The following is a 22,292-nucleotide window of genomic DNA, read 5'->3' on the forward strand; positions in this document are numbered from 1 at the left end:
CGCGCGGTGGACCAGCCCCTGCGGCGGGCCCCGGAGCAGCATCGCGCCGGGGAGCGGCCGTGACCGCCGCCGAGGACGGCTTCGGCCGGGGGGCCGGCAGAGGCCCTGAGGGGCCGATCGGCCTCGACACACTCGTGCGTCTGCAGCGGCGGCGGCCGGCTGCGGAGGCGCTCCGCCGGCTGCCGATGCCGGAGGGCATGACGGTTCCGCTCGGCTGTGACGCCGTGGCCGTGCCCGACCGTCTCGGCCCGCTCGTCGTCCCCAGGCTGCCGCGGCTGGGCTGTGTGTACGCCGACGGAACGCACTGGTGGTGGATCGTGCCGGCGGACTCCGACCACGCCCTGCGCTGGCCGGCCCCCGCCCACTACGCGCCCGGCGCCCTGGTGACCAGCACGGCCCGGCTCATCCACCGCCCGGACGGCACGGTCCCCTACACCCCGCCGATCCCGCTGTACCTGGCCCTGTGCCGGGCGACCGGCACGCCACCCGACTGGTCGAGAGCCGTGTCGGCGTAGGTCCGTCGCGAATGCCGGTGCGGATCTCGGCGCAGGTGCGTCACCGTGCCGGTGCGGGCCTCGGCGCAGGTGCGTCACCGCTGCCGGTGCAAGTCACGGCGCAGGCGTCGGCGGCGAGCGGCGCACGTGGCCGACAGGTGACCGACGGCCCGGAGCGCATCCGGCAGCCCGGGGTGAACCCGTCCCCGCGCCACGCCCGCGCACACTTCGCGCCCCCTCCGCGCCCCCGATTCCTTCCTCTCGCGCCCTGCCGACCTGCCGCGCACGCCCGCGATAGTGGCCGTTCCGCGACGGTTCGGGAGGTCACGTGGGGAAGCGACGGGGGGCGGCCGAGTCCGCGGTGTCGGAGTCGGAGCGGCTGCTGTTCGGCGGGCCGCTGCGGTACGACACCGGCTGGAACAAGCACGCGGACGCGTTCCTCGAGCTGAATTTCCGCGCGATGGTGGCCCGGCTCCCCGGGATGCTGCTGTCGAGTCTGCGCCTGGCCCGGCAGGCCGATCCCCGGGCCGCCTGGATCGTGCTGGCCGCCGAGGCGGGCCGGGGCGCCGCGCAAGCGGTGAGCCTGCTGGCCGTGAACAGCGCGCTCGGCAAGCTGCTCACCGGCCCCGACATCGCTCGGCGCCTGCACGCGGCCGCGCCCGCCCTGGTCGTCGTCGCGTTCGTGATGCTGCTGGCCGCGCTGCTGCGGGCCGCCTCCGTCTACGCCACCGGACGGCTGGAGCCGAAGGTGGAGCGGGTGGCGACGGAGCTGTACCTGGAGCGGGCGGCGAACGTGGAGCTGGCCGCGATCGAGGACCACGCGTTCCACAAGCTGCTGGACACGGCACAGTACGGCGCCCGGTCCGCGCGGCGCATGATCGGGTACGGCACCCAGGTCGTCAACGCGATGATCTCGCTGGTCGCGGCGGCGGGCGTACTGACCGTGCTGCATCCGGCGCTGCTGCCGCTGCTGGTCACCATGACGCTGCCGAGCGCCTGGAGCGCGCTGACGAACGCGCGGCGCCACTACGAGTCGTTCCACACCTGGGTGCAGCACGCCCGCGCCGGTCAGCTGATCAGCAGCCTGCTCACCGAGCCGGGCGCGGCCCCGGAGATCCGTGTGCACGGGGTGGGGCCCTTCCTGCTGCGGCATTTCCGGGCGATGTCGGAGACCGCGGAGGCGGAGCAGGCCCGGCTCTCGCGGCTGGCCGCCCGGACCGGTCTGATCGCGGCCGCCTGGACGGGCCTCGCCACCCTCGCGACGTACGCCACGCTGGGCGCCCTGCTGCTGGCCGGGGCGATGGCTCTGTCCGTGGCCGGTACGGCGGTGCTCGCGATCCGCACCGGTGCGGCGAGCCTGGACACCCTGGTGCTGCAGATCAACCAGCTGCACGAGGAGGCCCTGTTCGTGGGCGATCTGGAGCGGATGTACGTCGAGGCGGCGGAGCGGGCGATCCCGGTGGGCGGGGAGGCGCTGCCGGAGGAGCCGCAGGAGATCAGGTTCGAGAACGTCACGTTCAGCTATCCGGGTGACGCGGCCCGGCCCGCCCTGGACGACGTCACCCTCACGCTGCCCCTGGGCCGGATCGTGGCACTCGTCGGTGAGAACGGCTCGGGCAAGACGACCCTCGTCAAGTTGCTCGCGGGCCTGTACACGCCGGACCGGGGGCGGATCCTGTGGGACGGGGTCGACGCCGCGCGCGCGGACCGGCGGCTGCTCGCCGAGCGTGTAGCGATGGTGGCGCAGGACTTCAAGAGGTGGCCGTTCACCGCCCGGGTGAACGTGGCCGTCGGCCGTTCCTCCGTGCCGATGACCGAGGAACGGCTGGCCGCGTCGATCGCCGAGGCGGGCGCCGGTGAGGTCGTGGAGGATCTGCCGCGCGGTCTGGACACGCTGCTGGCTCGCGTCTTCAGCGGTGGGCACGAGCTGTCCGGCGGCCAGTGGCAGCGCCTCGGCATCGCCCGGGCCGCCTACCGGCGCGGGCGGATCCTGATCGTGGACGAGCCGACCGCGGCCCTCGACGCGCGGGCCGAGCTGGAGGTGTTCGAGAAGATCCGGGCGCTCGCGGGCAGCGGGCAGACGGTCGTGCTGATCACCCACCGGCTGGCCTCGGTCCGGCACGCCGATCTCGTGCACGTACTGGAGGGCGGGCGGCTGGTGGAGTCCGGCACCCCGGAGGAACTGCTGGCCGGCGGCGGTGTCTACGCGGAGCTGTACGCGCTCCAGGCGGAGCAGTTCACGATGCGGATCCCCGCGCCGAAACCGGCCTGACCGGGCTCGGCCTCACCGGCCGCCGCGCGGTCGGCGCCGGCGGTGTCACTCGACGGCTTCGGCCCCGCGCACGATCACGAGGAAGGTGTCCGTCGCGAGGTCCATCACGACCTCGGCGGGCAGGCCTTCCTGGCGTCGCGCGTGCGCGAACTCCTCCGCGGGCCAGGATCCCCGCGGACCACCGGCGGGAAAGCGTTCGAGCACCGTTCGCCCGTTCACCATCTCGCACCTCCAGAAGCGTCGTACTTGTTGGAGTTAACGCCCTGGAGAGGGGAAACGGCTCGCTCGGTGACGGGACTGAGACATTGTCTACACCTGCTGGGCGCGGACGGTGAGAGTCCGTTCACGTTGTGACAGGAACGGCACCGTCCGTGTCAGTTCTCGTACTCGTCGTGAAGGCGGAGGTGGTCGCTTCCGGCCGGGCTCCGGCCCAGCGCGGTCAGGTCGAGGAGGCCGGCGAGGGTGCCGACTCCGTCCAGTCCGTCGTCGTACACCGAGTAGGTGTGGAAGACCTGGTCGTGGTCGCGCAGGAAGCTGCTGACGCCCGGCCGTTCGACCTGGTTCCCGGCCGAGGGGACGGTGGCCTCGAAGTCGCGGTTGAAGTCGCTGTGGCCGGAGGAGTACCAGGGCACCGCCCAGCCCATACGTGCCTTGAACGGCAGGATGCGGGTGAACGGGGCCCGGGACACGGCCGCGAACGAGGTGTTCCTGGCGCGCAGGTGCGCGAGGTGGCCGACCTGGTCCAGGAAGGCCGCGCAGCAGGGGCAGCCCTCCTCCCACTCCGGCGCGAACATGAAGTGGTGGACGACGAGCTGGGCGCGGCCCTCGAAGAGGTCCAGGAGGGTGGCCTTGCCGTCGCCGCCCTCGAAGACGTACTCGGGGTCGACCTCGACCATGGGCAGCCGTCGCCGCTCGGCGCCGAGGGCCTCGCGGGCCCGCCTGACCGCCTCCTCCTTCCGCAGCAACTCCTCGCGCGCCGCGCGCCATTGCTCACGCGAGACGATCTCGGGAAGCGACATGGGCTCTCCTGTCCGACGGTCCGTCACGGTGGTGACCGACCTCGGATACGAAACTCATCGCCCCGCCCGGAGTTCTTTTTCGGCCGGTTTCCCGGCGGGCCGCGACGGCCGCCGCCGGCGCGCCGTCCGTGCGTTCCGTCTCGGGGAAACCGCCTGCTCAGCGGCCGTAGGCGTGGACCCCGTCGTACGTGCCTGCGGTCGGCCGGGGCGGCCGGCCCTCCGTCAACCGCCGTACGTAAACGGTACATCGAGGCCCCGGCCGGGCTCAGGCGGCGGGTGCCGGGACCCGCATCCCCTGGAGTTCCAGCTCGGTGAGCGCAGCGCGCAGCTGCCGCACGTGGCGGGGTGTGAGGCGGCCGGTGTCGTCGAGGTGGACGGCGCAGGCCGTCGTCGTGTCCACGAGCCGTTCCAGCACCTCCGCGACGGCGTCCGTCCCCTCGGTGTGCCGGGCCAGGGCGGGCAGTTCGGCGGCGGCGAGCGCGATGGCGGTACGGGCCTCGGCGAGGGCGCGGTAGGCCTCCCGGCGCAACGCCCACCGCTCGGGACGGTCGTCGCACCGGGCGGGCACCCCTGACGTGGGCCCGTCCTCCGCCGGCCGCGCGGCTCGATCGGCGGGCCCGCCCTTCGCCGGCCGCGCTCGATCGGCGGGTTCCTCCTGGGCCCACCGCCCGGCCAGGTCGGCGGCCCCGCTCGGCGCCCTCCGCCCGGCCCCGTCGGCGGGGTGGCCGGGGTCGCCGAGGACGTGGGCGAGGTAGGCGTGCGCGGCGGTACCTGCCGTGGCGAGGCGGGCCTTGACCGCGCCGCCTCGCCGGCCGGGCACCGGCAGGTGCCCGACGACCAGCACGAGCGCACAGGCCAGGAGCGTCTCACCGATCCGGCTGACGGAGGCCTGCGGCTCCCCGCCGACCATGCCGAGAGCGAGCACCAGGACGGTGATGACGGCGGTCAGGGCGGCGAAGTGCCGTACGGCCACCGGTACGAGCGCGCCGCACACCGTGACCAGCAGGAACAGTCCCGCCGGGCGGGGCAGCAACGCGGCGAGAGCGGCGAAGACCAGGGCGCCCAGCACGGTCCCGGCGGCCCGGCACAGCACGCGCGAGGCCAGGGGTCCGAGATCGGGCTTGACGAGGAAGACGGCGGTGACGGGCAGCCAGTACCAGTGCTCGTGGTGCCCGTACCAGCGGGTGTGGTGCAGCGTCTGGGCGATGGCGGCGCTGCCGCCGAAGCAGAGTGCGACCCGCAGGCCGTACTCGCGTCCACCGGCGCCGAACACGGCCCGGGCCGCGTCGCGGACGCCCAGGCGCCTGGCGATCAGCCGGTGGTGGGCGCCGTCGGCCCGGTCGAAGGCCTGGGCCGCGCGCAGCAGGGCGTCGTCGAGGGCGCGCAGCGCGGGCGTGACGGGGACCGCGGCCCGCAGGCGCAGCCCGGCACGGGGGACGCGGGGAGCGGGCAGCGGTCCGGCCGGGGTGTCGCCGCGGACGGCGGCGGCGAGCCGCCGGGGCCCTTCGGAGGCCCTGGCCGCGACGGGCTCCCCCACCCAGAAGAGCGCGGTCGCGGCCTCGGCGAGGGGCAGCGCCGCCGCGTACCGGGCCTGCAGCCGGCGCTCGGCGGACGAGCCGGCGTACCGGCGCAGCCGGGGCCCGCCGAGTGCGTCCTGCGCGTGGTCGAGGGTGGCGGTGAGCGCGGCCCGCCGGGCGGTGGCGTGAGGGCCGCCCGCGGCGTCGAGGAGCGCGGCGATCGCGTCGTACACGTCGGCGACCGCCGCCCGCTCCCCGTCGAAGCGGAAGTCACCGGCGGGTGAGCCGGGCGAGGGCAGGGCCAGCCGCAGCAGCATCAGCCAGCCGGCCCCGGCGAGGAAGGCGAGGGCCCGCTGCCAGCCGCTCTCCGCGGCCGGCATCCCGGCGCCGAAGGCGGCGGCGACGAGAAGCTGGGTGCCCGCGGCGCTGGCGACGGGCCCGACCGCGCTGACGCCTCCCGCGACCAGCCCGAGTCCGGTGAACGCCAGGGCCAGCGGTACGGCCGTCATCCCCTGCCCGGCGTACGTCCCCACGAGCAGCCCGAGTGCTCCGGCCAGGGCGGGCACCCCGAGGCGCCTGACGGAGGCGCGCCGGCTGCCGGGCCGGTCGTTGATCCCGGCGAGCATGGCGGCGACGGCGGCGAGCACCCCGACGGACGTCCGTCCGCCGAGGACACCGGCGAGCAGCAACGGCCCGGCGGCGAGTGCGCCCCGGGTCACCGCGCTCCAGGGCACGGGGCCGCGCTGGGCGCGGAAGGCGTGGGCGAGCCATGGGGGTGCGGCGGGCCGGGACACGGGGCTCCTGTTCGTACGAGGGCAGGGGTGGGCCTTCGGACGACGGTGGCCGGGCGGATCCCACGAGGGGGTCACGCGGCCGGCACACGCTGGTGCCGGGCGTGGTGATCCCCACGGTAGGGCGCGTTCCCCGAGTGAACGGGCCGCTCACGTTTCAGGGAGGTGAAACCTGCCCGGAGGGGCCGGTTTCTTTATGAACGCAATTCGCTGTTCCGCCCATTTTGCCATGGTCACCAAGCCGTCATGAGCGCAGCGCCCCGGCGATGACGGCCTCGGCCGCGGTGACGGCGGCAACGAGGATCCCGGAATCGGGCCGCAGCGCGCCCAGTACCGCGTCGACCGCGCGCAGTCCGGCTCGCTCCAGGAGCCTCTTCTCGTTGGTCACCCACTCGCCGCGTGCCGCGAGTACGGCGTGGGCGGCCTGGGCCGCGGCCGTGGCGACGGCTCCCGCGGTCTCCGTGAGGCGCCCGTGGACAGCGTGGTTGTCCTTGGCGTAGGCGAGGGTGGCGCGGGCGGTGCCGCCCCAGCGTTCCGCGGCGGTCGCCCGCAGCCTGTCCGGGTAGCCCGCCGGGCGGGGCAGGGCTCCCCTGAGGACCTGGTTGACGGCGAGTTCGGCCACGAGCAGGTAGGTGGGGATCCCGGCGAGGTGGAACAGCAGCGGCTCCACCCGGAACCGGCCCTCCCTCGCCTCCGCCAGTTCGTGCTCGACCACGTCCAGGTCCCGGTAGTGCACGTCGACCCGGCGTCCGTCGACGGTCAGCCAGGCCCCGCCGTTGAAGACGCCGCCTCCCCAGCCGCCGACCTCGGACACCTCGCCCTCCCAGCCGACGGCCCGCAGACGGCCGGGGTCGAACCGGCCGCGGTAGTACACGGCCAGGTCCCAGTCGCTGTCGTCCCGCTGCGTGCCCTGGGCCCGGGAACCGCCGAGGGCCACGGCTTCCACGGCCGGCAGCGAGGCCAGACGGTCCGCGGTGGTGGAGAGGAAGACCCGGTCGGGAAGGGCGGGCATGCTCGACGGCCTCCTGGGTGTGCGCGGGGGGGGATGGGCGCGTAAGGGATGGGCGGCGGGGTGGAGCGTAGGGGGTGGGCGGGGTGCGGGGCGAGCGGATTCGGGTGGGCACGGCGCGCCCGCCGCCGGAAAACGGGATGCGCGGGACGGTACGCGGCGCGGATGATCGGGAGGTTGCGGGCCCCGGCCCGTCGGCCGCCGGCCCTCGGTTCCGGTCGCCCGCACCGAGGTACGAAGACCGAACTCCGGGTCCGGGCCGGCGCCTCGGCCCCACCCGCCTCCGGCACCCCAGCCGGAGTCCGCCCCCGACCTCAAGGAGCCGCCGTGATCCGGCGAGTGACCGCGCCCGGACTCTTCCCGCCGCCCACCTATTCCCACGCCTCCGTGGTCGAGGCGGGCACGAAGCTCGCTTTCCTCGCCGGCGCCGTGCCCCTCGACGACAAGGGGGAGGTGGTGGGCCCGGGCGACCCCGTCAGGCAGGCCGAGCAGGTGATCGCCAACCTCCGCGAGCAACTGCGTGCGGTAGGAAGCGACCTGGAGCACGTGATCGTGACCGAGGTGTACGTCGTGAGCGGCGAACCCTCGGTGCTGTCCGCGGTGTGGGAGGTCGTGGAGGCGTCGGGGCTGAGCAAGGGCCCGCACTCCTCCACGCTGCTCGGCGTCGCCTGCCTCGGCTACACCGGCCAGCTGGTCGAGATCACCGCCACGGCCGTGGTGCCCGAACGGGAAGAGGGCAGCCGGTGACGGACGGGGCAGTGGTGCTGCGCCGCGCCACCGCGGCCGACGCCCGGGCCGCCGCCGACGTCTGGCTGCGGTCCTTCACCGCCGCGCTGCCGACGGTCGTACGGCCGCGCACGGACGACGACGTACGGGACTACATCCGCGACGTCGTGGTGCCGCTGCGGGAGACCTGGGTGGCGGAGGCGTCCGGAACCGGGATCGTCGGCCTGATGGTGCTGGACGGAGAGAAGCTGTCGCAGCTGTACCTGGAACCGGACTGGCGGGGGCGGGGCCTCGGGGACCGGTTCGTCACCCTGGCCAAGGAGCGCAGCCCCGACGGACTGACCCTGTGGACCTTCCAGGTCAACGAACCGGCCCACCGCTTCTACGAGCGGCACGGATTCACCGCGGCCGAGTACACCGACGGCAGCGGCAACGAGGAGCGGGAGCCGGACGTGCGCTACGTGTGGCGGCCCTGAGAGTGGCGCGGCGGGGCCGGCCGCCCAGAGGCTGTCCTCGATCCGGATGCGGGAGCGGTCGAAGGCTAGATCCGGCAGTGGGAGTGGTCGAAGGCTAGATCGTGGTGACGACCCCGTGGCGCAGGTGGGCCCCGCCGACCGTCCCCGGCCGAGGAGCCGTCACGGCAGTCCGGCCGCGTCCGCCGCCGTGCGCAGTACCTCGCGGAGCATCTCGGTGGTGAGGCGCCCGGTGAAGGTGTTGCGCTGGCTGACGTGGAAGCAGCCGAAGACTTCCAGGCCGTCGAGGGCGACCCTGGTGCCGTGGGCGAAGGACGGGCGGGGACGGGGCACGGTCCAGCCCGCTTCGGCGAACGCGGGAAGCGCGGCCTGCCAGCCGAAGGCACCGAGGACGACCGCCGCCTTCAGTGTGGGGCGCAGCAGCTTGAGCTCCTGGACCAGCCAGGGCCGGCAGGTGTCGCGTTCGCCGGGGGTGGGCTTGTTGGCGGGCGGAGCGCAGTGCACCGGCGCCGTGACCCGGACGCCGTACAGTTCCAGGCCGTCGTCGATGCTCACCGAAGTGGGCTGCGAGGCCAGGCCGACGTCGTAGAGGGCCTGGTAGAGCACGTCTCCGGAGCGGTCCCCGGTGAACATCCGGCCCGTGCGGTTTCCGCCGTGCGCGGCCGGCGCCAGCCCGATGATCACCAGCCGGGCGTCCTCGGGACCGAATCCCGGCACCGGCCGCCCCCAGTACGTCCAGTCGGCGAACGCGGCCCGTTTGGTCCGGGCCACCTCCTCGCGCCAGTCGACCAGCCGGGGGCAGGCCCCGCAGTCCGCGACGCGGCGGTCGAGCCGGGCGAGGGCACTGCTGTCGTCCATACCGCCACCGTATGCCCCGGCCGGGCGGCCCGACGCAGCCCCGTCGGACGAGCCGATCACCTGCGCGGCCCCCGGTTCGGGCGCGTGCCGCTCGCGGGAAATCCCCTCCGGGGCGGCCGGCTCCTGGAGTTAAGGTCGGGACATGGCTTCCGAGGATGCGGACGAGAACGTGAACGGTGGGTCCGGCGCGCCGGACGGGACGACTCCCGCTGAGGGTGCCGAGCGCTCCGACGCCGATGGCGACGCCTCCGCCGACCAGCCGCTCGATCCGAAGACAGCCGCCGCGGTGGCCGCTGCCGAGGCCGCTGGGGCGGCCAGCGGCGAGACGGTCCGGATCGACAGCTGGATCTGGGCCGTGCGCCTGATCAAGACGCGTTCCCTGGGGGCCGCCGCCTGCCGTGGCGGCCACGTGCACGTCAACGGCGAGCGGGTGAAGGCCGCCCACTCCGTGCGCATCGGCGACGAGGTGCGCCTGCGGAACGAGGGCCGGGAACGGATCGTGATCGTCAAGCGGCTGATCCGCAAGCGGGTCGGCGCGCCCGTGGCCGCCCAGTGCTACGTCGACAACTCCCCTCCGCCCCCGCCGCGGGAGGCCATCGCCCCCGCCGGTATCCGCGACCGGGGCGCGGGCCGCCCCACCAAGCGGGACCGCCGCGAGATGGAGCGCCTCCGCGGCCTCGCCGGCCCGCCCGGCCCGGCTGGATCACCGGGCTTCGGCGGCGCCCCCGGATTCGGAGGGCACGGTGGATCTGGCGGCCCGGGCGGATCGGGCGGATCGGGTTCCACGCGTGGAACCGGTGGACGAGGGAGCGGACGAGGCACGCCGCGCGGGCCCGCCGGACCGGGAGGTTCCCACGGGTCGGGCGGGCGCTCCCGCTGAGCCGGTCACTCGCCGGCCACGCCCTCAGGACGGCGGGCGTACCGCCGGCTGCCTGACGGACGGACTTCGACCACGGCCCGAGGGACCGCCTGGAAGGGCGGAGCAGCGGGCGCGCTGGGGCCCTCGCCCCTCCTCCCCCACTAGCCGCTAGCCGCTAGCCGCTAGCCGCTGCGCCTAAGCCGTCGGCACCGCCCTCACCCACATGCCGTCGGGTGTCAGGTAGGTGTCCACCTCCAGGCCCGCCTCCGCCAGTGCGGATTCGAACTGCTCCTTGGTCAGGGGGCGGGAGAGGAACGTCTGTGTCCAGACGGCGTCGGGGAACACGTACTCGGCGCGGACCGAGTGCACCCCCTCGCCGACGGGCTCCGCCGAGGCGATGCGGACGGTGAAACCGCTCGGGTCGACCCGCTCCCGGGGGATGTTCGTGTGGTAGTCGCCGCCCTCCCGCTGGATGAGCACGCAGCCGCCCTGTGCCACGTGCCGGACGCAGGTGCGCAGCAGGCCTCTGCGGACCTCCTCGTCACCGGTGTGCACGAGGAACGACGCGAGCATCACCACGTCGAAGCGCTCACCGCCCAGGTCGAGGTGCTCTATGGGGCCGCATATGGTGCGGGCCCCACGGATCCGGGCGAGCATGTCCGCGGACTCGTCCACCGCGGTGACCGTGAAGCCCCGGTCCAGCAGGGCGTGGGTCACCCGGCCCACTCCGCTGCCCAGTTCGAGAATGTGGGCCACCGCCGGTATCGCGGCGGTGATGACGTCCGGTTCCTCGCCCACCGGCAGCCGCTCGTACAGCTCGACCGCGCAGCCGTCCGGGGTGATCGCACCGGGGCCCGTGCCCTCGTATCCCTCACGCATTTCGACTGGCATGCCTGCACAACGGGTGGTGCTCGGGGGGCCGTTCCCGTTCGAGGGTGGTTCACTCGTTCGAGCTATTCGGTGTGAAGCGGGAACCATCCGTGACCGATGTACCAGTGGCCGCCCGTCCGCAGATGGTCCCCCACGGCCCGTTCCACGGAGGTGCGGCGGGGCAGTTCGGCCACCGGCAGGTCCGGATCCCCGAAGACGAACTGGACGGGTTCGGTGTCGGCGGGCTCGGTGTCCTCGCGGACGGTCCGGAAGCGGGACTGGAACCGGACGATGTGGGAGTCCGCGGGCAGGTACCGCGTCAACTGCGGGTCGAGCAGCCAGGAATGGCACGTCACGACCTCCGGCCGCTCCTCGGGGAAGTGGCGGGCGAAGAAGGCGCGGGCCAGGGCCAGCGAGCGGTCGCACGCGGACGGGGTCAGCGGGCCGAGGAAGTCGGGGACGTGCAGCAGCAGGCAGGCGTCGCCGGGCGCCGCGTCCGTCCCGTGCGAGGCGAGCGCCTGTGCCGTGCGCCGGCCGAGTCGCGCCCGCTCGAACTGCAGCCGTCCCAGTTGGTGCAGCTCGCCGCGGAAGTGACGGGCCGGCCAGCGCGGCGACTGGAGACCGGCTCTGCCGTGCCGCCGGCGATGCACCGCGATCTGGCGGCCCAGGTCGGCCAGGGTGCGCCGGGTGATCTCGGCCGGGATGCCACGCTCCCGCTGGTGGGCGAGGGTGCGCGGCAACGCGGCGAGGAAGACGTACAGCGGGAAGGTGCCGGTGAGCTCGGCCGGCGCGGAGGCGAGCAGGCCGCCGAGGTCGGGGGTGCGTCCCACGTCGTCCAGGTCCTGGAAGAGCTCCTGGACGCACGCCTCCAGCAGCCTCAGCATGCTCGGGTCGCCGCTCACCCGGCGTCGCAGCGCGACGAGTTCGTTGATGTCCTCGTGCGGTACGGCGAGGTCGAGCAGCAGGTCGGGAAGGCCGCCGGCGTCCGGCAGCACGGTGGGTCCCCCTTCGGTGAACGGTCGCGTACTCGGGGTGCGGGATCCGGCGCGCGCTCCCGCCGGGCGTTGTCGCGCATCGGCGTCGAAGAGTACGTTGCAAGAAGGAGTGGTGATCCGATGCGTACGGGCAGTGAACCGGCGACCGCGCGCAGTGCCCTGCGGGCGCGGTTCTGGCTGAGCATGTGGGGACTGGCCTGGGCGGTCTTCGGCACGGCGGCGTTCGCGCTCGCCGGGCGCCCCGGCTGGGCGGCCGCGTGCGGGGTGCTGTGGCTGGTGGTCACCGTCGACACGGCCATGATCCTCAGGCACCTCCGGCAGGGCCCGCACTATCAACCGGGCCCTGACGTTCCGCCGTACCGGCCGCCGGATGCCGGACCGCCGCGCCCGGGGCCGTCGTCGCACCCGGGATCGCCCCCGTATCCGGGATCGCCGCCGTATCCGGGACCGCCGAGGCACCGGCATCCGTGAGAGACCGGTGGCGGGTGACGGCGCCCGGTGACGACGGTCAGTCCTCGAAGTGGGCGGCCTTCAGGTACTGCGGGTTGGGGTCGAGCGCGGCCGCCAGCCGGAAGTGGCGTTTGGCCTGCTCGGGGCGGCCCTGGCGTTCGTAGGTGCGGGCGAGCGCGAAGTGCGCGAACGCGTTGTCCGGTTCGCGCTCCAGGACGATGGTGAATTCGAGTTCCGCGGGACGCAGTTGCGCCGCGGCGAAGAAGGCGCGCGCGCGGAGGAGTCGCGCGGCGGTGTTCTCCGGGTACGCGGCGATGACTCCGTCGAGCAGTTTCACCGCGCCCCGCGGGTCCCGTGCGTTGAGCAGATGCTCGGCGGCACGGAAGTCGATGACATGCGTCTCCGGTGTACGTCCGCTGGAACCGCTGGTCTCGGGCACGGCAGAGTCCTTCCCTCGCTCCGGCGGTTCAACGCCCGCGGACAGGGCCGTTATTCCGGAGCGGCGTCCCGCGGGCGCCCGTCGCCTGACCTCTCCGCGCGTGCGGGTACCCGGCGCACGAGGTCGTCCCACACCTCGGCGACACGCTTGCGCAGCGCGTCGAGCGGCACGTCGTTGTCGATCACGATGTCGGCGATCTCCCGGCGCTGCTCACGTGACGCCTGTGCGGCCATACGCGCGCGTGCGTCGTCCTCCGTCATCCCTCTCAGCCGCACCAGCCGGTCGAGCTGGGTCCCGGGGGGCGCGTCGACGACGACCACGACGTCGTAGAGCGGCGCGAGGCCGTTCTCGGTGAGGAGCGGTACGTCGTGGATCACCACGGCGTCGTCGGCCGCGGCGGTCTCCAGCTCCTGGGAGCGGGCGCCCACCAGCGGGTGGACGATCGAGTTCAGGAGGGCGAGTTTCTCGGGGTCGGCGAAGACGATCGAGCCGAGGCGGGGCCGGTCGAGGCTGCCGTCGGCGGCCAGGACGTCCTCGCCGAAGGCCTCGGCGACGGCCGCGAGGCCGGGAGTGCCGGGCGCGACCACCTCGCGCGCGATGCGGTCCGCGTCGATCAGCACGGCCCCGTGCTCCACGAGCAGCCGCGACACCTCGCTCTTGCCGGCGCCGATGCCGCCGGTCAGGCCCACTTTCAGCATGGGCGGAAGCCTAGACCTTCCTCTCGGGGGCCACAGCGAGGGGTACGGGCCGGTGGCGGCCGGCCCCGCGCGGCGAGCCGGCCGCGTGCCAGGGGGCGAGTCCGCTTGCCACGCGGAGGCGCCGCTTGCCGCTCGCCGTGGCCGCGTGGAGAGACTCCATGGACTCCATGCCGCTCACCGAGGCCGCGTGCCACCTGGTCCGCACGCTGCGCATGCGAGGCGCGGCCGTCAGCCCTCGCCCTCCCGTTCCGCCAGGAACCGCTCGAACTCGCGCCCGATCTCGTCGGCCGAGGGGATGTCCGTGGGCTCGGCGAGCATGTTGCCCCTGGTCTCGGCGCCGGCGGCGGCGTCGTACTGGTGCTCCAGGCCCTGGACGAGCGCGGTCAGTTCCTCGTCACCCTCCTGGACCTGGCGGTCGATCTCCGTCTGGGTGCGGTGGGCCTCGGTGCGCAGGGAGTGCGCGACGCCGGGCAGGACCAGTCCGGTGGCGGCGGTGATCGCCTCGACGACGGTCAGTGCCGCGTCGGGGTAGGGGGACCGGGCGATGTAGTGCGGCACGTGTGCGGCGACGCCCAGGACGTCGTGTCCGGCCTCCATCAGGCGGTACTCGATCAGGGACTCGGCGCTGCCGGGCACCTGCGCCTCGTCGAAGGGGCTGCGGTGGCCGGGGACGAGGTCGGTGCGGTTGCCGTGCGGGGTGAGGCCCACGGGGCGGGTGTGCGGGACGCCCATGGGGATGCCGTGGAAGTTCACGGACAGGCGGACACCGAGCCGCTCCACGATCTGCTGCACGGCCGCCGCGAACCGCTCCCATTCCACGTCCGGCTCGGGGCCGGAGAGCAGGAGGAAGGGAGCGCCCGTGGTGTCCTGGAGGAGGCGGACCTCGATGGCCGGGACCTCGTAGTCCTCCCAGCGGTCCCGCTTGAAGGTCAGCAGGGGCCGGCGTGCCCGGTAGTCGACGAGCCGGTCGTGGTCGAAGCGCGCGACGACCTGGTGGGGCATCGAGTCGAGCAGCCGGTCGACGATCTGGTCGCCGGTCTCGCCCGCGTCGATGTATCCGTCGAAGTGGTAGAGCATGACAAGACCGGCCGACTCCTGGGCGAGCGCCATGTCGACGACGGCAACGCCCTTCGGCTCCCATGCGTACAAACCCTGCGGATCAAGCACTGTGACCGCTCCTCCTCGTGTCCAGTGGTGGTCAACGCACGTTGGGGCGTGGGCATTCCCGTGTCGGCCCGCTGATCAGGCATCTCATGCGGGGTCTCTTGACGCTCCGTCACCTGGTCCGTACCTTCACCAGCAGTGCTGTTCATATGGACGTTCACTGTTCATGTATGAGATCTCTTCCTGGACGCCGTCGGAACGTCCGCAGCACGACGGTCAGGTCAGGAACCCGCCGACAGGAAGGCACCTCCCATGCGCACGCGTACGCCGCTCACCTCCCTGCTCGCCGCGACCGCCGCCGCCGGCGGGCTCCTCCTCTGCGCCGGCCCCGCCCCGGCCGCCTCCACCATCGAGGTCGGCACCGCCGCACAGCTCAAGGCGGCGCTGGCTGGCGCCGGACCCGGCGACACGATCCACCTGGCGGACGGCACGTACACCGGCAACTTCAAGGCGACCGCACCGGGCACCGCCACGGCACGCGTCACCCTCACCGGCTCCCCCGGGGCCGTCCTCACCGCGAGCGGCGGCTACGGCCTGCATCTGAACGGCGCCTCCTTCTGGACGGTCAGCGGGCTGACCGTGACCGGCGGCCAGAAGGGCATCATGATCGACGCGGCGAAGGGTGTGGTCGTCGACGGGGTGACGGTGCACGGCCTGGACATGGAGGGCGTGCACTTCCGCACCTCCAGCACCGACGGCGTGATCAGGAACTCGCGGATCTACGACACCGGGAACGACGGCCGCGGCATGGGCGAGGGGGTGTACGTGGGCACCGCGAACACCCTGTCCGACCGGAGCGACCGCATCCAGATCCTGGGCAACACGATCGGACCGGACGTGGGCGGCGAGAACGTCGACATCAAGGAGGGCACGACCGGGGCGCGGATCGTCGGGAACACCTTCGACGGCAGCGGGCTGACCGGCGCCAACTTCGACGACTCCTGGGTCGACGTGAAGGGCAACGACGTCCTGGTGCAGGACAACACCGGCAGGAACACCACGAACGACGGCTACCAGACCCACACCCAGCAGTCGGGCTGGGGCTGCGGCACCGCCTTCAAAGGAAACAAGTCGACATTGACGGGTGCCGGGGGCGCCACGCGGCTGGCGATCGACGTCACCAACAACAGCGCAAGCTGCCGTACGACCGTGTACCGCAGCAACACGGTGACCGGCGGCAAGGGCCTGACGAACATCCCTGTCACCCCCTGACGGGGAGACGGCCGGACCCGGAACGCACCGAGGGGCCGTACCCCGAAAGGTACGACCCCTCAGCCGACTATCGGCTAAGCCTCAGCGGCAGCGATCAGCTCTGGCCGCCGGCCAGCTTCTCGCGCAGCGCGGCAAGCGCCTCGTCCGAGGCCAGGGCACCGGAGGTGTCGGCACCCTCGGAGGAGTACGAACCGCCACCCGACGCGGCCGGAGCGGCAGCCTCGCCACCCTCGGCGGCAGCGGCAGCGTCGGCCTCGCGGCTCTTGATGACCTGCTGCTGGTGCTGCTCGAAGCGCTGCTGCGCCTCGGCGTACTGGTGCTCCCACGCCTCGCGCTGGGTCTCGTAGCCCTCGAGCCAGTCGTTGGTCTCGGGGTCGAAGCCCTCGGGGTAGATGTAGTTGCCCTGGTCGTCGTACGACGCGGCCATGCCGTACAGGGTCGGGTCGAACTCGACCGTCGCCGGGTCGGCACCGAAGGCCTCGTTGGCCTGCTTCAGCGAGAGGCTGATGCGGCGGCGCTCGAGGTCGATGTCGATGACCTTGACGAAGATCTCGTCGTTGACCTGGACGACCTGCTCCGGGATCTCCACGTGGCGCTCGGCCAGCTCGGAGATGTGGACCAGACCCTCGATGCCCTCGTCCACGCGGACGAACGCACCGAACGGAACCAGCTTCGTGACCTTACCGGGCACGACCTGGCCGATCTGGTGGGTGCGGGCGAACTGCTGCCACGGGTCTTCCTGGGTCGCCTTCAGCGACAGGGAGACGCGCTCGCGGTCCATGTCCACGTCGAGAACCTCGACGGTGACCTCCTGGCCGACCTCGACGACCTCGGACGGGTGGTCGATGTGCTTCCAGGACAGCTCGGAGACGTGGACCAGACCGTCGACGCCACCCAGGTCCACGAAGGCACCGAAGTTGACGATCGAGGAGACCACGCCGGAGCGGACCTGACCCTTCTGGAGGGTCGTGAGGAACGTCTGGCGGACCTCGGACTGGGTCTGCTCCAGCCAGGCACGGCGGGACAGGACCACGTTGTTGCGGTTCTTGTCCAGCTCGATGATCTTGGCCTCGAGCTCCTTGCCCACGTAGGGCTGGAGGTCGCGGACACGGCGCATCTCGACCAGGGAGGCCGGGAGGAAGCCGCGGAGGCCGATGTCGAGGATGAGACCACCCTTGACGACCTCGATGACGGTACCGGTGACGATGCCGTCCTCTTCCTTGATCTTCTCGATGGTGCCCCAGGCACGCTCGTACTGGGCGCGCTTCTTCGAGAGGATCAGGCGGCCTTCCTTGTCCTCCTTCTGGAGAACAAGGGCTTCGATCTCGTCACCGACGGCGACGACCTCGTTGGGGTCGACGTCGTGCTTGATCGAGAGCTCGCGGCTCGGGATGACACCTTCGGTCTTGTAACCGATGTCGAGCAGGACCTCGTCCCGGTCGACCTTCACGATGACGCCGTCGACGATGTCGCCGTCGTTGAAGTACTTGATCGTCTCGTCGATCGCGGCGAGGAAGGCTTCCTCGTTACCGATGTCGTTGACCGCAACCTGCGGGGTGGTGGCGGTGGTCTCGGTGCTGCTCGTCATGTGGGAAAGGGCTCCGGTACGGACATTGAGTCGTAGGTACTGCTACGCCGGGAGCCCGTATCGCTCTGAAGAAGCCGGACAGCCAAGGAAGCGCCCCACCAGAGAACCGGTGATGGCGCCTCGACAACCGAGGGGACATACAACAGATGCGAGCGCAGCCTGCTACGTCTGAGGTGCGCAGGCTCGCAGCGCAACTTGTAGCATACGGGGGCAGCCGGAAAGGGTCAATGCGCGAAGGCGCACACCCGGGGCGGTTCGCCGCAATTCCGGCAGAAGAATCGTCCCAGGAGGCCACGCGGGCCCATGGGCCGCCTGTGTGACGGCCCCCGGCGGGTTGGACGGAAGATTACGACGAGGGAGCCGATCATCCAAGAGCCGGAAGCGCACGAACCCGGGGAATTCGAGGGGTCCGAACCGGAGGCCACCCGGCGTGACGCCGGGATCGCGGAGAGCTCCCGGGCGAACCGGGGCTGGTGGGACCGCAACGCGGACGAGTACCAGGTCGAGCACGGCACGTTCCTCGGTGACGACCGCTTCGTCTGGTGCCCGGAGGGCCTGGACGAGGTGGAGGCCGAGCTGCTCGGCCCGCAGGAGGACCTCAAGGACAAGGACGTGCTGGAGATCGGCGCGGGCGCGGCCCAGTGCTCGCGCTGGCTGGCCGCCCAGGGCGCCCGTCCGGTGGCCCTGGACCTCTCGCACCGCCAGCTGCAGCACGCCCTGCGGATCGGCGGATCGTTTCCCCTTGTCTGTGCCGACGCCGGCGCGCTGCCCTTCGCGGACGGCGCCTTCGACCTGGCGTGCTCCGCGTACGGGGCGCTGCCGTTCGTCGCCGACCCGCGGCTGGTGCTGCGGGAGGTGCGCAGGGTGCTGCGGCCGGGCGGCCGGTTCGTCTTCTCGGTGACGCACCCGGTCCGCTGGGCGTTCCCGGACGAGCCGGGGCCCGAGGGCCTGTCGGTGTCCGCCTCCTACTTCGACCGCACGCCCTACGTGGAGCAGGACGACGACGGCCGCGCGGTGTACGTCGAGCACCACAGGACGCTCGGCGACCGGGTGCGGGACGTCGTGGGCGCGGGCTTCCGGCTGGTGGACCTGGTGGAGCCGGAGTGGCCGGCCTGGAACACCTCGGAGTGGGGCGGCTGGTCCCCGCTGCGCGGCAATCTGATCCCGGGGACGGCGATCTTCGTCTGCGAGCGGGACTGAGGCGGTTCCCGAGGGGGATCGCAGGCCCTTCGGTGAGGAAAGGCCCGTACGCGCGCGTGCGGGCCTTTCGCGTGCTCGTACGACACTGGGGGCGTGATCCGCTACGACGCCCTGGACGCGCTGCCCGTGCGCTCGGCCCTGCCCGCCCTGACCGACGCCCTGGAGGGTGACGGCACCGCCGTGCTGGTGGCGCCGCCCGGCACCGGGAAGACGACGCTGGTGCCGCTCGTGCTGGCGGGGCTGGTCGGGGGTGGGCCCGCGCGGCGGGTCGTGGTGGCCGAGCCGCGGCGGATCGCGGCGCGGGCGGCGGCCCGGCGGATGGCGTGGCTGCTGGGCGAGCGGCCCGGCGAGAGCGTGGGCTTCACGGTGCGCGGCGAGCGGTCCGTGGGGCGGCACACGCGCGTGGAGGTCGTGACGACGGGCGTGCTGCTGCAGCGGTTGCAGCGCGACCAGGAGCTCGCGGGTGTGGACGTCGTCGTCCTCGACGAGTGCCACGAGCGGCATCTGGACGCCGACACGGCGGCGGCGTTCCTGTGGGACGTACGGCAGGCGCTGCGGCCGGAGCTGCGGCTGCTGGCGGCGTCGGCGACCACGGACGCGGAGGGGTGGGCGCGGCTGCTGGGCGGTGCGCCGGTGGTGGAGGCGTCGGGTGCCGCGTATCCCGTGGAGCCGGTGTGGGCGCCCCCGGCGCGTCCGGTGCGGCCGCCGCACGGGATGCGGGTGGATCCCGCGCTGCTGGCGCACGTGGCGTCGGTGGTGCGGCGAGCGCTGGCGGAGCGGGCGGGGGACGTGCTGTGTTTCCTGCCCGGTGTGGGGGAGATCGCGCGGGTGGCGGGGCAGCTGGGGGATCTCGGTGACGTCGACGTGCTCCAGGTGCACGGGCGGGCGCCGGCCGCCGTGCAGGACGCGGTGCTGGCGCCGGGCCGACGGCGCAGGGTGGTGCTGGCCACGTCGGTCGCCGAGTCGTCGCTGACCGTGCCGGGGGTGCGGGTGGTGGTGGACTCCGGGCTCGCGCGGGAGCCCCGGGTGGACCACGCGCGCGGGCTGAGCGGGCTGACGACGGTGCGGGCGTCGCGGGCGGCGGGGCGGCAGCGGGCGGGGCGGGCCGGGCGGGAGGCGCCGGGGGTGGTGTACCGGTGCTGGTCCGAGGCGGAGGACGGCCGTCTGCCGGCGTTTCCGGCTCCGGAGATCAAGGTGGCCGATCTGACGGCGTTCGCCCTTCAGGTGGCCTGCTGGGGCGATCCGGACGCGTCGGGGCTGGCGTTGCTCGATCCGCCGCCCGGCGGGGCGATGACGGCGGCGCGCTCGGCGCTGGCGGCGGTGGGGGCGGTGGACTCGGCGGGGCGGGCCACGGCGGTGGGCGGACGGCTGGCCCGGCTGGGTGTGCATCCCCGGCTGGGGCGGGCGCTGCTGGACACGGCCGGTGCGGGTGCGCCGGTGGTCGCGCTGCTCTCCGAGGAGGTGCCGCGGGAGTACGGGGACGATCTCGCGGCCGCGCTGCGGCGGGCGCGGCGCGGGGGTGACGCGTACGCGGGGCGCTGGACCGCGGAGGTACGGCGTCTGCGGGGTGTCTCCGGGGAGTCGGAGCGCCCGGCGGGGTGGCGCGGGCCGGAGGCGGCCACCGGGGCGGGAGCGGTGCCCGGCGGCACCGGCGCCGGTCCGGTCGCGGGGGCCGGCGGGGACGACGGACTGGCCGGGCTGGTGTCCGCGCTCGCGTTTCCCGAGCGGGTCGCCAAGGCGGACGGGGGGTCGTATCTGATGGCTTCCGGGACGCGGGCCGAGGTGTCGGACGGGTCGGGGCTGCGCGGGGCGCCGTGGATCGTCGTGGCCGTGGCCGACCGGCCCGCCGGGAAGGGGCACGCGCGCGTGCGGCTTGGCGCCGCCGTGCCGGAGGACGTGGCGCGGGCGGCCGCGCGGGCGCTTCTGGAGGAGCGCGAGGAGGTGCACTGGGCGGACGGGGACGTCGTGGCCCGGCGGGTCGAGCGGCTGGGGGCGATCGAGCTGGCCGTGCGGCCGCTGCGGGACGCCGACCCCGCGCTCGTCCGCGCCGCCCTGCTCGAAGGGCTGCGGCAGGAGGGGCCGGAGCTGCTGCGCTGGTCGCCGGACGCGGTGGTGCTGCGGCAGCGGCTGGCGTTCCTGCGCGCGCACCTCGGGGAGCCGTGGCCGGACGTGTCGGACGCGGCGCTGTACGCGCGCGTGGACGAATGGCTGGAGCCCGAGCTGGGCCGGGCCCGGCGGCGGGCGGATCTCGCCCGGATCGACGCCGGGCAGGCGCTCGCGCGGCTGCTTCCCTGGGCGAGCGGCGAGGCGGCGCGGCTGGACGAGCTGGCGCCGGAGCGGATCACCGTGCCCAGCGGGTCCAGGATCCGGATCGACTACCGGGATGCCGAGCGGCCGGTTCTCGCGGTGAAGCTGCAGGAGATGTTCGGACTGCGGCGGACGCCGGCCGTGGCGGGGGTGCCGTTGCTGGTGCACCTGCTCTCCCCCGCCGGGCGGCCCGCCGCCGTCACGGCCGACCTCGCCTCCTTCTGGGCGGACGGCTACCGGGGTGTGCGGGCGGAGCTGCGCGGGCGTTATCCGAAGCATCCGTGGCCGGAGGACCCGGCCGCGGCCGAGCCGACCCGGCACACGAACGCGCGGCTCAGGCGCTGACCGGTTCGGGTGCGGCGGTCTCGCTCGCCTCCGGGTCGTCCGGGTCCCGCGGGCGGCGGGCGCGGGCCTCCAGGCAGAGGGACAGGGCGAGCAGCAGCAGGCTGAGGACCAGGGAGCCCCGGGGGACGTAGGAGGTGAGCATGAGGACCAGGGTGCGGTTGTGCTTCACCAGGGCGACCGTGTGCTCGATGTAGTCCTCGCGCATCTTCACGTGCCCGGCGAAGGCGGTGACCTTGGCGCGGTCGCCGAGCAGGGTGCCGCCGCGCAGTTCCTCCCGGTGGATCTCCTCGCCGTAGACGGGTGCGCCGGTGACGGGTTCGACCCAGAACCTGCGGACGGTGGTGTACCAGCGGGTGGTGCCGGTCCTGGCGACGGACTGCGGGGTGATGCCCTGCACCGGCATGGTCTTGGGCATGGGCACCTTGGTCCAGGGGACGGTCTGCTCGAAGTAGTAGACGTCCAGGCCGCGGAAGGTGCGGGTGCCCTTGTAGTGGATGGGGCCGGTGGTGCGGGTCTGCGCGTCGAAGTACTCGTAGTCCCGCTTCTGCGTGAGGAACGGCCACTTGAACTCGATGCCGTCGCGCCGTACCGGGTCGCCGTCGACGCTCTCCCCGGTGGCGTGCACCGGGTCCTGGCTGTGGGCGTCGAAGATGTAGCGCTCGGGGATGCGGGAGACCATCTTGCCGTCGGGGCCCTGGACGTAGGACAGGCTGTCCCAGACGACGACGGGCCGGTCCGCCGTCCGCTCGATCCTCTTCGCGGCTTCCACGTCGCCCTTGAGGGTCTGGACGATGGTGACCTTGGAGACCTTCTTCGCCCGCATGGTGCCGTAGTCGAGGAGGGTGGCGTCCTTGGCCTCCAGGACCATGTCCTGGTACTGGCCGGCGGGGATCCTCGCCAGGCGCGGGAAGGCGTACCAGCGCAGCAGGGGGGACAGCGCCGCGCAGAACACGGCGCAGGCGAGCAGGACCAGGCTGGCCTTGCGGCGCATGCCGGCCTCCCTCCT

At 73.5% G+C, this 22,292-nt stretch carries 21 protein-coding genes; 9 read left to right on the forward strand and 12 right to left on the reverse strand.

All coding sequences use genetic code 11. From position 1 onward, the window contains the following. Positions 1-59 precede the first annotated feature (59 nt). Together N8I86_RS11045 and N8I86_RS11050 are read left to right on the forward strand one after the other, a co-directional pair. Entirely contained in the window at positions 60-515 is a 456-nt protein-coding gene (locus tag N8I86_RS11045; protein ID WP_073892678.1) for a hypothetical protein, read from the forward strand. Positions 516-822: 307 nt separating this feature from the next. Continuing rightward, positions 823-2,766, forward strand: coding sequence for an ABC transporter ATP-binding protein (locus tag N8I86_RS11050; RefSeq protein WP_073892680.1), 1,944 nt, complete (start codon positions 823-825; stop codon positions 2,764-2,766). Positions 2,767-2,811: 45 nt separating this feature from the next. Here N8I86_RS11050 and N8I86_RS11055 read toward each other — a convergent pair whose 3' ends face one another. The 4 genes from N8I86_RS11055 to N8I86_RS11070 all read right to left on the reverse strand — a co-directional run bounded on the left by N8I86_RS11055 (position 2,812) and on the right by N8I86_RS11070 (position 7,105). After that, positions 2,812-2,988 (reverse strand): hypothetical protein, encoded by a 177-nt coding sequence (locus N8I86_RS11055; RefSeq protein WP_185091418.1) that lies wholly within the window; start codon positions 2,986-2,988, stop codon positions 2,812-2,814. 152 nt (positions 2,989-3,140) lie between these two features. After that, positions 3,141-3,785, reverse strand: a complete 645-nt coding sequence (locus N8I86_RS11060; RefSeq protein ID WP_263277681.1) for a DUF899 domain-containing protein — start codon at positions 3,783-3,785, stop codon at positions 3,141-3,143. 265 nt (positions 3,786-4,050) lie between these two features. Next, a complete protein-coding gene (locus N8I86_RS11065; protein WP_263277682.1) occupies positions 4,051-6,096 on the reverse strand; it encodes an FUSC family protein in 2,046 nt (681 codons plus the stop codon). Positions 6,097-6,337: 241 nt separating this feature from the next. After that, positions 6,338-7,105: a nucleotidyltransferase domain-containing protein gene (locus tag N8I86_RS11070; protein ID WP_263277683.1), complete on the reverse strand. Its 768-nt coding sequence runs from the start codon at positions 7,103-7,105 to the stop codon at positions 6,338-6,340. A 324-nt stretch (positions 7,106-7,429) separates the two neighbouring features. On the opposite strand from N8I86_RS11070, the gene N8I86_RS11075 reads away from it, so the two are divergent. Together N8I86_RS11075 and N8I86_RS11080 are read left to right on the forward strand one after the other, a co-directional pair. Further along, positions 7,430-7,849, forward strand: a complete 420-nt coding sequence (locus N8I86_RS11075; protein WP_123438242.1) for a RidA family protein — start codon at positions 7,430-7,432, stop codon at positions 7,847-7,849. Further along, positions 7,846-8,304 carry a GNAT family N-acetyltransferase gene (locus N8I86_RS11080; protein ID WP_073892690.1) on the forward strand — a complete coding sequence of 153 codons (459 nt, stop codon included), beginning with the start codon at positions 7,846-7,848 and terminating at the stop codon, positions 8,302-8,304. Before N8I86_RS11075 ends, N8I86_RS11080 begins: the two co-directional genes overlap by 4 nt. Positions 8,305-8,463: 159 nt before the next feature. Here N8I86_RS11080 and N8I86_RS11085 read toward each other — a convergent pair whose 3' ends face one another. Then, complete coding sequence (locus N8I86_RS11085; RefSeq protein ID WP_263277684.1) at positions 8,464-9,159, reverse strand: uracil-DNA glycosylase; 696 nt, start codon at positions 9,157-9,159, stop codon at positions 8,464-8,466. Between the two features lie 142 nt (positions 9,160-9,301). On the opposite strand from N8I86_RS11085, the gene N8I86_RS11090 reads away from it, so the two are divergent. After that, entirely contained in the window at positions 9,302-10,039 is a 738-nt protein-coding gene (locus N8I86_RS11090; protein ID WP_263277685.1) for an RNA-binding S4 domain-containing protein, read from the forward strand. Between the two features lie 174 nt (positions 10,040-10,213). Here N8I86_RS11090 and N8I86_RS11095 read toward each other — a convergent pair whose 3' ends face one another. After that, positions 10,214-10,897, reverse strand: a complete 684-nt coding sequence (locus N8I86_RS11095) for a class I SAM-dependent methyltransferase (protein WP_263277686.1) — start codon at positions 10,895-10,897, stop codon at positions 10,214-10,216. Between the two features lie 74 nt (positions 10,898-10,971). Continuing rightward, complete coding sequence (locus N8I86_RS11100) at positions 10,972-11,883, reverse strand: acyltransferase domain-containing protein (RefSeq protein ID WP_263277687.1); 912 nt, start codon at positions 11,881-11,883, stop codon at positions 10,972-10,974. Between the two features lie 120 nt (positions 11,884-12,003). Between N8I86_RS11100 and N8I86_RS11105 the strand changes: the two genes are divergently transcribed. After that, positions 12,004-12,354 (forward strand): DUF6343 family protein, encoded by a 351-nt coding sequence (locus tag N8I86_RS11105; protein WP_073892699.1) that lies wholly within the window; start codon positions 12,004-12,006, stop codon positions 12,352-12,354. A gap of 37 nt (positions 12,355-12,391) precedes the next feature. Here the strand turns inward: N8I86_RS11105 and N8I86_RS11110 are convergent, their stop codons facing one another. The 3 genes from N8I86_RS11110 to N8I86_RS11120 all read right to left on the reverse strand — a co-directional run bounded on the left by N8I86_RS11110 (position 12,392) and on the right by N8I86_RS11120 (position 14,637). After that, on the reverse strand, positions 12,392-12,772 hold the full coding sequence (locus tag N8I86_RS11110) for a tetratricopeptide repeat protein (protein ID WP_073892701.1): 381 nt from the start codon (positions 12,770-12,772) through the stop codon (positions 12,392-12,394). A gap of 50 nt (positions 12,773-12,822) precedes the next feature. Then, on the reverse strand, positions 12,823-13,470 hold the full coding sequence (gene coaE, locus N8I86_RS11115) for a dephospho-CoA kinase (RefSeq protein WP_263277688.1): 648 nt from the start codon (positions 13,468-13,470) through the stop codon (positions 12,823-12,825). A gap of 228 nt (positions 13,471-13,698) precedes the next feature. Continuing rightward, positions 13,699-14,637 carry a PAC2 family protein gene (locus N8I86_RS11120; RefSeq protein ID WP_073892707.1) on the reverse strand — a complete coding sequence of 313 codons (939 nt, stop codon included), beginning with the start codon at positions 14,635-14,637 and terminating at the stop codon, positions 13,699-13,701. A gap of 249 nt (positions 14,638-14,886) precedes the next feature. On the opposite strand from N8I86_RS11120, the gene N8I86_RS11125 reads away from it, so the two are divergent. Continuing rightward, positions 14,887-15,846 carry a right-handed parallel beta-helix repeat-containing protein gene (locus tag N8I86_RS11125; protein WP_263277689.1) on the forward strand — a complete coding sequence of 320 codons (960 nt, stop codon included), beginning with the start codon at positions 14,887-14,889 and terminating at the stop codon, positions 15,844-15,846. A gap of 94 nt (positions 15,847-15,940) precedes the next feature. Here N8I86_RS11125 and rpsA read toward each other — a convergent pair whose 3' ends face one another. After that, positions 15,941-17,434, reverse strand: coding sequence for a 30S ribosomal protein S1 (gene rpsA / locus N8I86_RS11130; protein WP_073892711.1), 1,494 nt, complete (start codon positions 17,432-17,434; stop codon positions 15,941-15,943). A gap of 303 nt (positions 17,435-17,737) precedes the next feature. On the opposite strand from rpsA, the gene N8I86_RS11135 reads away from it, so the two are divergent. Both N8I86_RS11135 and hrpB read left to right on the forward strand, forming a co-directional pair. Beyond that, entirely contained in the window at positions 17,738-18,634 is an 897-nt protein-coding gene (locus N8I86_RS11135; RefSeq protein WP_073892713.1) for a class I SAM-dependent methyltransferase, read from the forward strand. Between the two features lie 93 nt (positions 18,635-18,727). After that, positions 18,728-21,286, forward strand: coding sequence for an ATP-dependent helicase HrpB (gene hrpB, locus N8I86_RS11140; protein ID WP_263277690.1), 2,559 nt, complete (start codon positions 18,728-18,730; stop codon positions 21,284-21,286). Here hrpB and N8I86_RS11145 read toward each other — a convergent pair. Beyond that, positions 21,276-22,277 (reverse strand): cell envelope lipid trafficking protein PgfA, encoded by a 1,002-nt coding sequence (locus N8I86_RS11145; RefSeq protein WP_263277691.1) that lies wholly within the window; start codon positions 22,275-22,277, stop codon positions 21,276-21,278. The two genes, hrpB and N8I86_RS11145, sit on opposite strands and share 11 nt — an antisense overlap. Between the last annotated feature and the right edge of the window lie 15 nt (positions 22,278-22,292).

The organism is Streptomyces albidicamelliae, from assembly GCF_025642175.1.
Lineage (GTDB): Bacteria > Actinomycetota > Actinomycetes > Streptomycetales > Streptomycetaceae > Streptomyces > Streptomyces albidocamelliae.